The organism is uncultured Sphingomonas sp., assembly GCF_913062585.1.
In the GTDB taxonomy this organism is placed as follows: Bacteria; Pseudomonadota; Alphaproteobacteria; order Sphingomonadales; family Sphingomonadaceae; genus Sphingomonas.
In genome coordinates this window covers 62,519-76,021 of sequence record NZ_CAJXWX010000007.1, presented here as the reverse complement: position 1 = coordinate 76,021, position 13,503 = coordinate 62,519, and the positions used below count along the sequence as shown (strand labels likewise).

Genomic DNA, 13,503 nt, shown 5'->3' with positions numbered 1-13,503 from the left:
TAGGCCCATGGTCCAGCCGCCGCTACGCCATGACCGACAGCAGATCATCGACGCTGCCGGTGGCGAAGGCGGTATATTGGTCGCCGATCGCATAGGGCAGGAGGATTCGGCGCTTGTGGAGCAGCGCGCCGCAGCTGTAGGTCACATTGGGCACATAGCCGCCGCGCTGCTCGGCGGAGGGGAAGAGCAGGGGCGAGGGCGTCCGGGCGAGCACCTTGGACGGATTGTCCTTGTCGAGCAGGCAGGCGCCCACGCAATAGCCGCGGATCATGCCGACGCCGTGGGTGAAGACCAGCCAGCCCTCGTCGATCTCGATCGGCGAGCCGCAATTGCCGATCTGGACGAATTCCCAGGGATATTGCGGGCCCATGAACCGCATCCCCTCGTCCCACATATGCAGGTCGTCGGAATAGAGCAGCCACAGATTCACACTGTCGAGCCGCCCGATCATCGCGAAGCGGTCGCCGATGCGGCGCGGGAACAACGCCATGCCCTTATACGCGGCGAAGGCGCCGCCCAGCGCGCGCATCTCGAAGCTCTGCTGGTTGATCCCGCGCAGCAGTTCCGAGCGCGCCTCCTTGCCGTCGAAGGCGGTATAGGTGCCGATCAGGCTCTCCACCCCGTCATGGTCGGTGAAGCGCACCATCCGCAGATCCTCGACGCCCTGGCGCTGGCTGGGCAGGATCGGGAAGATGACGGTTTCGGAAATGTCCTGGCTGTCATCGGCGCGCATCCGCACCCAGCCTTCGTCGTTGCTGTCGATCCGGGGCGGCACGCCTTGCGAACTGGGCGGATCGACGACCAGGCCGGTGCCGCCGTCCCAGGTGCCGGTGCGAAAGGTGACCGACGAGATATGCCCCTCGCCGACCCCGCGCAGCGACAGGAGGAAGCGGATCTCGTCGTCATCCGGGTCCTGGTCGGGCAGCGTCACGATGCTGGGGTTGAACAAGGCGGCGGATTCGAAGGCATATTCCTGGCTGAAATAGGCCCCCAGCAGCAACCGGTCGCGCTCGTCCTCGACGGCGATCCCGCCCAGATCGTCCTTCACTCCGTCGAAGCGGCGCAGGAAGACCCCGTCGGCGTTGCGATGCCGCTTGCCCATCGCGTCGCGCAACAGGTGGAGCATCCGGTCGCGCGTCTCCCCATCCAGCGCCATCACCCGCCGCGCAACATCCTCGGCGCGGGTCGGCTTGCGGTCGAAGGCGGTCGGATAGCCGAAGCTGAACGGGCGCAGCACGGTGCGCGAGGGGTCGGGTTTGAGTTCGATGTCGAGTTTGGTGAAAACATCTGCGGCGATCATCGGCCCTGCCTCTCGTCCCTCGGTCTGCGACGGACGATAAACCGCGCAAGGGCCGATTAGGCTCCCGGCCTTTCGCGGCGGCCGGCCGGGCGGCCTCGTCGCCGCCCGGGATCGCATGACGTCAGGCGAAGATCTCGCTCAGCCGGTCGACATCGGGGCCGTCCTTCCAGTGGCGCAGCTCGATGAACAGCGCCGCGCCGACCAACGTGAACCACGTCACCAGGACGGTCGTGATCAGCGCCTGCAGCAACTGGACGATCACCGATGGCGATGTCGGGACGTGGATCGTGGCGCCGCCGGTGAGCGCGCCGAAACTGCCATAGCCCGCCACGCTTGCCACCCCGGTCACGATCGAGACGAGCAGATAGATCACGAAGGCCAGCAGCAGGATGCCGAAGACATGCCAACGCGCGCCCTTGGTCAGCGCGCGGCTGCGCCCGAACGCGCCGAATATGCCGGTCCGCTCGGCGGCGATGGCATACATGGCGACCGACCACATCACGGCCAGGATGATGCCGGGGACGATCAGGACGGCGAAGCCGATCCAGATACCGACGAAGAAGAGGATGTTGACCGCCAGCATGGGCAAGGCCCGCGCGACCCCGAGCCGCAGGATCTCACGCAGGTCGGCGCGTCGGCCCTGGTCATGCGCGATCGCCGCATGGGTCAGCGCGCCGCCGGCCACCAGCCACAACAGCAGGACGGCCAGGCCATAGAGGCTGAACAGCGCATAGGCGCCGTCCTGAAACTCGCGGGTCAAGGACGCGCGCCCGACCATCAACCCCACCAGCAATTGCGGCAGCGCGACCATCGCGAAGGTCACGCCCAAAGTGGCGACCGGATTGGCCTTGATGATGTTCACGCTGCGCCCGAACACGCCGCCGACGGAGATTCCGGCACGCGTCTCGGTGAAAGGCTGGCTGGCCATGATACTCCCCCCTCAGGATAATGGGCGTGATGGTGGCGAGCGGACCCCGGGCTGTCCAGTCCCATCTTGTCCGACCAAATCGGCGATAATGGATTGCGCCGTTACCCGATCCGGCTACATTCCGCGCCGGGGCAATGCGGCGTCGCTTGGGAGGGCATCATCGCGGCAATGGCAAAGGATGGGGCTGCGGCCGATCGACTTGCGACGGCCCATGCCGCCTTGCGGGCCGATCCGTCCGTGCAGTTCAGCCTGACCCGCTCGCCCCCGCCGCCCGAGACGCCGGAATGGCTGAAGGCGCTGGGGCGATGGCTGTCCCATCTGTTCCGCCCGATCGGGCGTTTCCTGCGCTGGCTGACCGGCCTGATGCCCGATGCGCCCTATGCCCGGATCCTGCTCTGGGCGCTGCTGGTCCTGATCGTCGCGGCGCTGGTCTGGATGATCGTCGAGCGGTGGCGGTCGGGCGAATGGCGGCTGCCCGTCCGGCGACATGCGCGCGCGCCCGTGCCAGCGGATGACGACGAATGGGTTCCGGATGCCGAACCGGCGCGCGCCTGGCTCCAGGCGGCGGATGGCCTGGCGGCGGAGGGACGGTTCGCCGAGGCGATCCATTATCTGCTGTTCCATTCGATCGAGGACATTGCACGCCGTCGCCCGGCGCTGCGCCGCCCCTCGCTGACCAGCCGCGAACTCGCCTCCGCAGCCCTGTTGCCCGGCGCGGTCCGGCCGCTGTTCGCCCGCATCGCCGCCTTGGTCGAGCGTAGCCTGTTCGGCGGCCGCCCGGTCGACCTGGCGGACTGGGAAACGGCGCGGGCCGCCTATGCCGATCTCGCCCTGCCGCAGCGGTGGCGGGCATGAGCGAGATCGCGATCGGTCGCGGCGGGGGCGCGAAGTCGGCGGACCATCTCTTCTCGCCGCTGACCATTGCGCTGATGCTCGTCATCGGCCTGTTGGGCTTTGCGGGGTCGATGCTGCTGGGGGCCTATGCGCCGGACCTGCGGTCGGGGCACAATGGCGGGACCCATGCGCTGTCCAACGCCGCCACCGGCCTGGCGGGGATCGTCGAGCTGGCGCGCGCCACCGGGCGCAATCCCCGCATCATCCGGACCGATGCGGAATGGGATACCGACGACCTGGTCGTCGCGGCGCCCGATCATGGCTTTGTCGACTTGAGCAAGTTCATGGAGGCCCGCCGGGGCCGCGCGACCTTGCTCGTCCTGCCCAAATGGGCGACGACCGCGGACGAGGATCATCAGGGCTGGGTGAACGTGTCGGGCCTGTTGCCCGATATGGATCCGGCGTACATCCTGGCACCCGCGACCGAGATCGTCGTGGCCCGGCACCGCAGCGGCGGCCGGCCGCTGCACGCGCTCCGCTGGGCCCCGCCCGCGCTGAACGTCGCCGCGCCGCGCCCCTTGCAGGTAATGGCGTCCAAGGCGCTGACCCCGATCGTGACCGACGATGCCGGCCGCATCGTGCTGGGCCAGATCGACGGCAGCAGCACCTATATCCTGGCCGACCCCGACCTGCTGAACAATTACGGCATCCGCGACCTGAATCGCGCGCGCGCCGGGCTGGCCGTGTTCGATTTCGTCCGCGACAACGGGTCGAAGGGCATCGCGTTCGACGTGTCGCTGAACGGCCTGGGGCGCAGCCGCGGCCCGTTGAAGCTGGCGTTCGAGCCGCCCTTCCTGCCGATGACGCTGGCGGTCGCCGTCGCGCTCGCCCTGGTCGGCTGGCAGGCGCTGGTCCGCTTCGGATCGGCCCGGCCGCCCGAACGCGCGATCGCGCTGGGCAAGACCGCCCTGATCGACAATAGCGCGATGATCGTGCGCAAGGCCGGGCGCGAGGGCGGTCTGGGCCCGCGTTACGCCGCCTTGATCCGCGAACGGGCACGGGTGGCCTTCGGCGTGCCCGCGCGGCTGACCGACGAAGAGGCGGACCGGCATCTCGACCGGCTTCAGGGATCGACGCGCTTCACCACGCTGGTCGAAGAGGCCGAGCAGGCCCGGCACAGCGCCGACATGCTCGCCAGCGCCCGGGCGCTGCACCAATGGCAACAGGAGAAGACACGGTGACGGTTGAAGAGGTCCAGGCGCTGGGGCAGGCGATCCGTGCCGAGATCGGCAAGGCGGTGGTCGGCCACGACGCGACCGTCGATCTGATGCTGGTCGCGCTGTTCGCGGGCGGGCATATCCTGCTGGAGGGGCCGCCGGGCACCGCCAAGACGCTGCTTGCGCACAGCTTCGCGCACACGCTGGGCCTGGACTTCGGCCGTATCCAGTTCACGCCCGACCTGATGCCCGGCGACATCATCGGCGCCAACCTGTTCAACTTCCAGAACTCCACCTTCACCCTGACGCGCGGGCCGATCTTCACCGAGCTGCTGTTGGCCGACGAGATCAACCGCACCTCGCCCAAGACCCAGGCCGCGCTGCTGGAGGCGATGCAGGAGCGGACCGTCACCATCGACGGCGAGAGCCTGAGCCTCAGCCGCCGCTTCACCGTGGTGGCGACCCAGAACCCGATCGAGCAGCAGGGCGTCTATCCGCTGCCCGAGGCGCAGCTGGACCGGTTCCTGTTCAAGCAGACCGTGCCCTATCCCAGCGCCGAGGAAGAGCGGCGCATCGTCGCAGGGCATGGCGCAAGGCCGACCGCGATGTCGCCCGCTGATTGGGGTGTCGAGGCGCGGGCCGATGCGGCGACGATCGACGCGGCGGTCGCGACCGTGGCCACTGTCCGGCTGGTCGACGAAGTGATCGACTATATCGTCGCACTGATCCGGGGCACGCGCGGTGTCGCCGATCTGGAAAGCGGCGCGTCGCCGCGTGCGGGCGCGATGCTGGCGGGTGCGGCGCGGGCGCGCGCGGCGCTGGACGGGCGCGACTTCGTGATCCCCGACGATGTGAAGACGCTGGCGCCTGCGCTGCTGCGCCACCGGCTGATCCTGTCGCCCGCCGCCGAGATCGGCGGCCGCGCGATCGAGGATGTCGTCGCGCAGATCATCGAGACGATCGAGGCGCCGCGTTGATCTATCCCACCCGCATGGCGGTGCTGGCGGCGGTGATCGGAGCTCCGATCGCGCTGCTGATCGCCATGCTGTTTCCGGCCGTCTGGTATGCGGGGCTGGGCTGGCCGCTGGCGGTGCTGTTGCTGGTGGTCGCCGATGCGCTGCTCGGCCGTGCGCGGGCGGAGGCGATGCTGACGCTGCCGCGCTCGGCCGCCGTCGGTGTGGAGCTGATCGTGCCGGTGGCGGTGACGAGCGGCGGGCGGCCGGTCCGGGGCCCGGTGCAGTTGGCGCTGGCGGGCGATCCGCTCGTGGAAATCGCCGATGATGGGCGGTTGGACCTGGCGCTCGAGGGGGGCAGGGGGACGGGCGCCTGGGTGCTGACCCCCCGGCGCCGGGGCACCGCGCATTTTGCCACCATCTGGGTGCGCTGGGCCGGGCCGCTGGGGCTGGTCTGGCGGCAGATACGGGTGGCTGGCGACCATGCGCTGCCCATCCTGCCGGATATCGAGGCGATCCGCCGTGACGGCGCGCAGATCTTTCAGCGTCATGCGGTGCAAGGGCTGCTGGCGCAGAGCGACCGGGGCGACGGCACCGATTTCGATGCGCTGGTCGAGTTCCGCTCGGGCATGGACCGGCGGGCGATCGACTGGAAACAGTCGGCGCGCCATCGCAAGCTGTTCGCCAAGGAATATCGGACCGAGCGCAACAGCCAGATCGTGTTCGCGATCGACGCCGGGCGACAGATGTCGGACCCGGTCGGCGGCATCCCGCGCGTCGACCGTGCGGTATCGGCGGCGCTGCTGACCGGCTGGCTGGCGCTGAAGCTCGGCGACCGGGTGGCGCTCGCCGCCTTCGATTCCCGTCCGCGCATCGCCAGCGGCTTCATCAGCGGCGGCGCGGCCTTTCCCGAGCTCCAGCATCTGGCGGCGGGCATCGACTATAGCGGGGACGAGACCAATTACACCTTCGCCCTGACCACGCTGGCGGCGCGGCTGACGCGGCGGTCGATGATCGTGCTGTTCACCGAATTCACCGACCCGACCTCGGCCGATTTCCTGGTCCGGGCGGTCGCGCGGCTGCTGAAGACGCATCTGGTGCTCGTCGTGGTGCTACGTGACGAGGAACTGGAGACGATCGTCGATGCCGCCCCCGCCACGCCCGCCGACGTGACCCGTGCGGTGACGGCGGGCGCGCTGCTGCGCGACCGGCGGCTCGTCCTGTTGCGGCTGCGCCATCTGGGCGTGCACGTCATCGAAAGCCCGCACGACCAGGTCGCCGAGCGGCTGGTCGAGGGCTATGTCGACCTCAAGCGCAGGAGCCTGTTGTGAGTGCGTTCGTCGATGCCGCCCCGCCCTTGGTCAATGCCAGCCGCTTTCGCGCCGCGCACGAGGCCGACTGGACGCGGCTGGACGCGCTGCTCCAGCGGATCGAGAAACGCTCGGTCCGCGTCCTGTCCGAGGACGATCTGCTGGCCCTGCCCTTGCTCTACCGCGTGACCCTGTCGTCGCTGTCGGTGGCACGTGAAACCTCGCTCGACCGCGCGCTGATCGCCTATCTCGAGCAATTGTGCGCGCGCGCCTATTTCCAGCTCTATGGTGTGTCGGATTCGGTGTGGCGCGACCTGCTGGGCTTTTTCACCAAGGGCTGGCCGAGGGCGGTCGCCTCGCTGTGGCGCGAGACGCTGGTGATGGCGTTCCTGACCGTGGCGGGGGCCATCGCCGCCTATGCGCTCGTCCGCGCCGATCCCAGCTGGTTCTACGGCATCATGCCCGACGGCCTGGCGGGCGGGCGCGATCCCAGTGCCTCGGCGGCGACGCTGCGCGATACGCTCTATCATAGCCAGGAGAGCGGGCTGGGCGTCTTTGCCAGCTTCCTGTTCGGCCATAATGCGCAGATCGCGATCTTCGCCTTTGCGCTGGGCTTCGCGTTCGTCGTGCCGACCGCGCTGCTGATCCTCTATAACGGGCTGATGCTGGGCGCCATGATCGCGGTGTTCGCGGACAAGGGGCTGGGGCTGAACTTCGTCGCCTGGCTGGCGATCCATGGCACGACCGAGCTGTTCGCGATCATGATCTCGGGCGCGGCGGGGATGCGGATCGGCACCGCCATCGCCTTTCCGGGGCGGCGAACGCGGATGGCGGCGCTGGTCGAGGAAGGGCGGTCCAGCGCCATCGCGGTGGCGGGCGTCGTCCTGATGCTGGCGGTCGCGGCGATCCTGGAGGGGATCGGGCGGCAGGTGGTAACGCGCGACGCGATGCGCGCGGGCATCGGCGGCGTCGTGCTGGTGGCGTGGCTGATCTATTATTACGGTATCGGGAGGCGACATGCGCTTCGTTCGCCGCAATAGGAAAAAGCCACCCTTCACCCTGCGGCGCAGCTTCGTCACGCCCGAAGGGGTCGATTTGCAGCTGGAGCTGGGCGGGGCGGGCACGCGGGCGGCGGCGTTCCTGATCGACCTGATCCTGATGCTGCTGGTGCTGATCGCGGCGACCGTGACCCTGTTCGCCTTCGGTCAGGCGACGCGCGCGTCGATCGCGCTGATCCTGTGGCTGATCGGTGCCTTCTGCCTGCGCAACGGCTGGTTCGTGCTGTTCGAGCTGAGCGGGCGCGGCGCGACGCCGGGCAAGCGGCTGATGGGCCTGCGCGTGGTCGCGCGGGACGGTGCCCGGCTGACCGCTGGCGCCGTGCTGGCGCGCAACGCGATGCGTGAGATCGAGATATTCCTGCCGCTGTCCTTCCTCGGCGCGCAGGAGGCGATGGGCACCGCCGACGCGTTCCTGACCATCTTCGCGCTGCTGTGGACCGGCATCTTCCTGTTCTTCCCGCTGTTCAACCGCGACCGGCTGCGCATCGGGGATCTCGTCGCGGGCACCTGGGTGGTGCAGACCGTCCGGCGCGCCCTGGCCATCGACCTGACCGCGATCGGCCACCGGCCGCGCCGCGCCTTCCCGGATTCGGCACTGGCGCTCTACGGCGTCTATGAGTTGCAGACGCTGGAAGACGTGATCCGCAACGGCGATCCGGACGCACGCCGCACGGTCGCGGCGACGATCCGGCGCAAGGCGGGGCTGGCCGATGACGGCGACGATGAGGGCTTCCTCGCCGACTATTACGCCGCCTTGTGCGCCCGGCTGGAGGGCGGCCTGCTGGTCGGGCGGCGCCAGCTCGACAAGACCGGCGCGGTCGCCGGATAGGCCTGCGCGCCTACCGCCGCATTGCCGACCCCGCCGGCGCGGCGCAGCAGCGGGCGATGAACTGCTCGTGCGCGGGCATCAGCCCCACATTGGAGGCGACGACCTTTTCGACATGGTCGACCAGCGCCAGGCAGTCGGGCGTCGCGACCCAGTCGACCGCCGGGTGATAGCGTTGCGGATAGAGACCCTGGCCCAGCATCACCTGTACCCAGCTGGTCAGCCCGAACATCTCGGTACCGTTCCGGAAGAACTGGCCATTGGCGACGAACAAATCGATCGTATGCCGCAACGTGTCGGGCACCGCCATGGTGCGGAGATAGTTCCAGAAATCGGAATCGGTCCGCTGCGTGACATGGTAATGCAGGATCAGGAAGTCGCGGATCCGCTCATATTCGAACGCCGACTGGTCGTTATAGGCCGCCTGGAGCGCGGGGTCGCAGTCCGCATCGGGAAACAGCTGCATCAGCCGGTTGATGCCCGCCTGGATCAGATAGATGGCGGTCGATTCCAGCGGCTCCAGGAACCCCCCGGCCAGCCCCAGCGCGACGACGTTGCGATCCCATAGCTTGCGCCGCTTGCCGCTGGTGAAGCGCAGCGACTTCGGGTCCGCCTGTGCGGGGCCGTCGAGGTTGGAGAGCAGGATATCCGCCGCCCGGTCGTCGCTGGTGAAGGCGCTGCTATAGACATGGCCGTTGCCGGTGCGGTGCTGCAGCGGGATGCGCCATTGCCACCCCGCCTCGCGCGCGGTCGCGCGGGTATAGGGGGTGGGCGGCCCGACCTTCTCGCACGGCACGGCCAGCGCGCGGTCGCAGGGCAGCCAGCGGGTCCAGTCGTCGAACCCGACCTGCAACGCATCGCCGATCAGCAGCGCGCGGAATCCCGTGCAGTCAAGGAACAGGTCGGCCTGGACCTGCTCGCCGCTCTCCAGCCGGACATGGTCGACAAAGCCGCGTGAGGCCTCGCGCTCGACTGCGACGACCTTGCCCTCGATCCGCTTGACCCCTTGCGCCTCGGCCCGCGCGCGCAGGAAGCGGGCATAGAGCACCGCGTCGAAATGATAGGCATAGGCGATTTCGGCGAGCGGCGAGTTGGGCGGCGCATCGCGCGGCGGCACCATGAACTTGCCGAGCGGCGCGGCGACCGTGTTCAGCGAATAGCGGCCGATGTCGGCCCCACGCCCCGCCGTACGCGCCTTCAGCCAATATTGGTGGAAGGGCAGCATCCCCAGGTCGCGGCCGATCGTGCCGAAACCATGGATATAGCTGTCGCCGATCTGACCCCAGTCGTTGAACTGGATGCCCAGCTTGAAACTGCCCTGGGTCTGGCGGACGAACTCGCCCTCGTCGATCTCCAGCAGCCGGTTGAAGGCGGAGAGGTGCGGCACCGTCGCCTCGCCGACACCGATCAGGCCGATCTCCTCGGATTCGACCAGCACCACCCGGATCGTGCGGCCGAACATCTTGGACAGGGCGGCCGCCGCCATCCAGCCCGCCGATCCGCCGCCGATGACGGCCACCGACCGGATGGCGCGCGCGCCCTGCTGCTGTGTCATCACCATCACCCGGCGTTGTAGGAGAAGTCGCGATCCTGAACCGGATGCCGTCCGCCCGTCAAACGGGCGGCGGCATCCGGATGTCGGGTCAGAAGCGCAGGCCCGCCGACAGCTTCACCGTGAACGGCACGCCGACGATCGGTCCCTGGCGGTTATATTGCGGCACCGCGCGCATCGACTGGGCGAGCGCGGTCTCCGGATCGCTGCTCGTCGCGGCAGGGTAGGACACCGCGATCGGATCGTAATTGTGGAAGTTGAAGATATTCAGGAAGTCGGCGCGGACATAGCCCGACAGCGACCGCCAGAAGGTGACGTTCTTGGTCAACTGCACGTCGATCTGCTTATAGCCCAGGAACTCGTCCGGCTTGCGGCTGACGAACAGGGCCGAGCCGCCCTGGGCGTTGCACACGCTCGGGCAGCCGATGATCGTCGTCGCAAAGGTCGGCGTCGCCAGCTCGGCCTTGGCCGCCACCTGCAGGCCCCAGAACAGGTCGCGGGTATAGGTCGCGACGATACGGTGCGTCGGCGCCGCCGTGCCGCGCACGAACGGATATTGCGACGCATAGGGCAGGTCGAACAGATACTGGTTGGCGTTGACCTGATACGGGTTGGACCCGCCCGCCAGGTTGTTCTGGTCGGAGAAGGACAGCGTGTACGAGAAGGTCGCGCTCCATCCCGAATCCTTGGTGTAGGGCTTTTGCGCACCGACACCGAGCTGGAGCAGGCGATCCCGCGCGCCATTGTCGAAGATGATCAGGCTGCCGATGCCCGGCACGCCCTGCGCACCCCAGGGCGAACCGTTCTGGAAATAGGCGCCGTTGGAATAGCGGTTGCCGAAGCGACCGACGATCCCGTCGAAGCTTTCGATATAGGACAGCGTGACCTGGGTGTTCCAGTCGCCGATGGTGTTGCGCATACCCAGGCTGAACTGGTCCGAATGCGGCGTCCGGATGTTGTTCGGCAGCAGGTCGACTTCATGCGAACTCGGGCTGGTCTGCAGACCAGCGAGGCCCGCCGGCGTCAGATAGGCCGGGTCGAAGGCATAGCAGTGGTTGGTCGGATTGATGTCCGCTGCCGTGGCGCAGGGGCCGAAGGCGTTGCGGGTATAGGGGGACGGGAAATAGACCTCCGGATTGCCGTTCAGCGCGATCTTCGTCGTCTCCAGCGCCAGGATGGAGAACTGGTTGCGGTTATAGGCGCGCGCATAACCGCCGAAGATCACATGGCGGCCATCGGCATAGACATCGTAGGAGAAGCCGATGCGCGGCGAGAAGTTGTTGGGCGCCCGGCGGTTCTTGCCGGTGCTGATATAGTCGTTGATGTTATAGCCCGGCGTCGAGCCATTGCCCTGGGCGAGGACCGAGGCATAGCTCTGGTTCGTGCCCGGGAACGGCCCGTTGATCGCCGCGACGACATTGGCGGGCGTCACATAGTTCAGATAGGCGGGCACCACTTCGTGATCCCAGCGCACGCCCAGGTTCAGCGTCAGGTGCGAATCGACGGCCCAGTCGTCCTGGATATAGGCGCTGTACTGCTTCGCCTTGGTCGTAACGCCCGCCGAGGTATAGCCGGCGGTCAGGTTGGGATATTGCAGCTCATAGGGCGTCGACGCGACTCCGGCGGGTGTGACCGCATAATAATAGGTCGCGTTGGCCAGGTCCGAGCTTGCGTTCTGTGAGGTCAGCTCGATCGAGGCCATGCTGCCGCCGATGCTCAGCGAGTGATTGCCGGCGAATTCGATGTTCGGCAGCGTCAGGTCGTCTTTGAACGTCCAGCCGCGCTGGCGGTTGATCGCGCCGACGCCCGACCCCGGCCCACCGGTGATGAGCAGCGTGGTCGGCTGCGTGGTCGTCGCGGCGGACGGGAAATAGGTATATTGGAATTGCGGCGACGCCCGGGTCGCCGTCGTCGCGGCGTTGGTGTTCTGATAGCTCAGCCGGGCTTCGTTCACCCATTTGTCTTCGCTGTGCTGCCAGCGAACATCCGCGCGGCGGTCATTGTTGACGAAGGGCGCGGCGGTCGAAGCCGCGGCCTGCCCGTTGCCGCCCGAAATCTGGTCCTGGACGCGCAGGCGGCCGGTGAATTCGATTCGGTCCTTGGACGTCGGCTCGATGTCGATCTTGCCGAAATACAGATTCTCGGTGAACGGGTTCGTCACCGGGCCGTATTGGCTGGCCAGATCGGCGGGCAGCAGCGCGACCGCCTGCGCCTGGGTGACGCCGGAGCCCGGATAGACGCTGCTCTGGTTCGAGAGGCTCTTATGCTCCCAGGTGGCGAAGAAGTGCGCGACGTCCTTGATGATCGGGCCGCCCAGCGCCGCGCCATATTCCCAGCTCGGCACCTTGGCCTTGGGGGTGTCGGTCGCCTTTTCCGCCGGGGTCCGGGCGCGCAGGTCCTGGTTGGTGAACTGGCCGAATGCCTCGCCATGGAACTGATTGGTGCCCGACTTGGTCTGGGCGAGGATGATCGTGCTCGCCGCGTCGCCATATTGCGCGCCGTAGTTGGACGTGAGGACCTTGTATTCGGCGATGGCGAGCTGCGGGAAGGGGTTGCCGGGGTCGCCATTGCCCTGCGCGCCCGCGCTGCCGGTGATGCCCGATCCGCCCCCGACATAATCCTTCTGGCTGACGCCGTCGATATAGACATTGGCCGCCGACGTGACCTGCGCACCGCCGCGTAGCGAGGTGTTGCCCGTCGCATCGACGCTGAACTGGACGCCCGGTACCGTGTCCGCGAATTCCAGGAAGTTGCGCGTCGTCTGCGGCACGACCGCGATGTCGTGCAGCGTCACGATCTGGTTGACCGCCGACGAGCGGACATCGACCGTCGGACGCGTGCCGCGCACGATGATGTCTCCCGACTCCGCTGCGGTCTGGGTCGGCGCGTCGAGGTTCAGCACGGCGTTCGAGGAGATCGCGACGGCGACGTCGCCCGTGCGGTCGCCCGCGGTTACGCGATAGCTGCCCGATTGCAGGCCGGCGACGACATAGTTGCCGTTCGCATCGGCCGTCGTCCGTCGGACCGCGCCGGTGTTGACTTCGGTCACCACGACCTCGGCATTGGCCGGCGCGCGGCCGCGTAGCGTCGATGTCGCGGTCTGGGCCAAAGCCACCGAGGGGATGCCGATCGCTCCGACCGCCAGGATCGCGGCCCAAGAGCTGCTCATCCGCGTGGCGGCCAGAATCCTGTGGGCAATCGCCTTCTTCATGTCATCCCCTCCTGTTTTCCTCAAACGACGCTTTGGCAGCGACTGTTTGTAACCGGTTACATGAAACGGACGCGAATATCAAAATGACAAAAATGTAATGTTTTAAATCATTCTATCTCAATGTGATGTTGAGGGGTGCAAGGAAATCGGATCTTGATCCGGGGCGATCGCGCCCGGTTTCTTCGCGCAGCGCCCCCCGCGCCAATGCCGAAGCGCTGAGGACGGCGGGTATCTCCAGCGCCTTTTCGTCTCGCCGGATACGGGCCATGAGTCCCGGACCTGGCGGCGCGGCCTGCAGGCGATGGCGCCGGTGC

Annotated in this window: 10 protein-coding genes; 6 read left to right on the top strand and 4 right to left on the bottom strand. The window is 67.7% G+C overall.

Annotation, left to right across the window (positions count from 1 at the left end; all coding sequences use genetic code 11):
• Positions 1 to 22: 22 nt before the first annotated feature.
• Together QZ546_RS06950 and QZ546_RS06945 are read right to left on the bottom strand one after the other, a co-directional pair.
• The gene (locus tag QZ546_RS06950) at positions 23 to 1,300 is read right to left on the bottom strand and encodes a glycoside hydrolase family 130 protein (protein ID WP_294235861.1); all 1,278 of its coding nucleotides are present in this window, start codon (positions 1,298 to 1,300) and stop codon (positions 23 to 25) included.
• A 121-nt stretch (positions 1,301 to 1,421) separates the two neighbouring features.
• Positions 1,422 to 2,228: a hypothetical protein gene (locus QZ546_RS06945; protein ID WP_294235860.1), complete on the bottom strand. Its 807-nt coding sequence runs from the start codon at positions 2,226 to 2,228 to the stop codon at positions 1,422 to 1,424.
• 168 nt (positions 2,229 to 2,396) lie between these two features.
• On the opposite strand from QZ546_RS06945, the gene QZ546_RS06940 reads away from it, so the two are divergent.
• The 6 genes from QZ546_RS06940 to QZ546_RS06915 are packed head-to-tail and all read left to right on the top strand — an operon-like array spanning position 2,397 to position 8,429.
• Positions 2,397 to 3,083 (top strand): DUF4129 domain-containing protein, encoded by a 687-nt coding sequence (locus QZ546_RS06940; RefSeq protein WP_294235859.1) that lies wholly within the window; start codon positions 2,397 to 2,399, stop codon positions 3,081 to 3,083.
• On the top strand, positions 3,080 to 4,303 hold the full coding sequence (locus QZ546_RS06935; protein WP_294235858.1) for a hypothetical protein: 1,224 nt from the start codon (positions 3,080 to 3,082) through the stop codon (positions 4,301 to 4,303). Before QZ546_RS06940 ends, QZ546_RS06935 begins: the two co-directional genes overlap by 4 nt.
• Positions 4,300 to 5,256, top strand: coding sequence for a MoxR family ATPase (locus tag QZ546_RS06930; RefSeq protein ID WP_294235857.1), 957 nt, complete (start codon positions 4,300 to 4,302; stop codon positions 5,254 to 5,256). Before QZ546_RS06935 ends, QZ546_RS06930 begins: the two co-directional genes overlap by 4 nt.
• Positions 5,253 to 6,563 (top strand): DUF58 domain-containing protein, encoded by a 1,311-nt coding sequence (locus QZ546_RS06925; protein ID WP_294235856.1) that lies wholly within the window; start codon positions 5,253 to 5,255, stop codon positions 6,561 to 6,563. The genes QZ546_RS06930 and QZ546_RS06925 overlap by 4 nt, the downstream gene beginning before the upstream one ends.
• The gene (locus QZ546_RS06920) at positions 6,560 to 7,582 is read left to right on the top strand and encodes a stage II sporulation protein M (RefSeq protein WP_294235855.1); all 1,023 of its coding nucleotides are present in this window, start codon (positions 6,560 to 6,562) and stop codon (positions 7,580 to 7,582) included. The genes QZ546_RS06925 and QZ546_RS06920 overlap by 4 nt, the downstream gene beginning before the upstream one ends.
• Positions 7,560 to 8,429 (top strand): RDD family protein, encoded by an 870-nt coding sequence (locus QZ546_RS06915; protein WP_294235854.1) that lies wholly within the window; start codon positions 7,560 to 7,562, stop codon positions 8,427 to 8,429. The genes QZ546_RS06920 and QZ546_RS06915 overlap by 23 nt, the downstream gene beginning before the upstream one ends.
• Before the next feature lie 10 nt (positions 8,430 to 8,439).
• On the opposite strand, the gene QZ546_RS06910 is transcribed toward QZ546_RS06915, so the two are convergent.
• Entirely contained in the window at positions 8,440 to 9,981 is a 1,542-nt protein-coding gene (locus QZ546_RS06910; protein WP_294235853.1) for a tryptophan halogenase family protein, read from the bottom strand.
• 88 nt (positions 9,982 to 10,069) lie between these two features.
• A complete protein-coding gene (locus QZ546_RS06905) occupies positions 10,070 to 13,189 on the bottom strand; it encodes a TonB-dependent receptor (RefSeq protein ID WP_294235852.1) in 3,120 nt (1,039 codons plus the stop codon).
• Positions 13,190 to 13,503 lie beyond the last annotated feature (314 nt).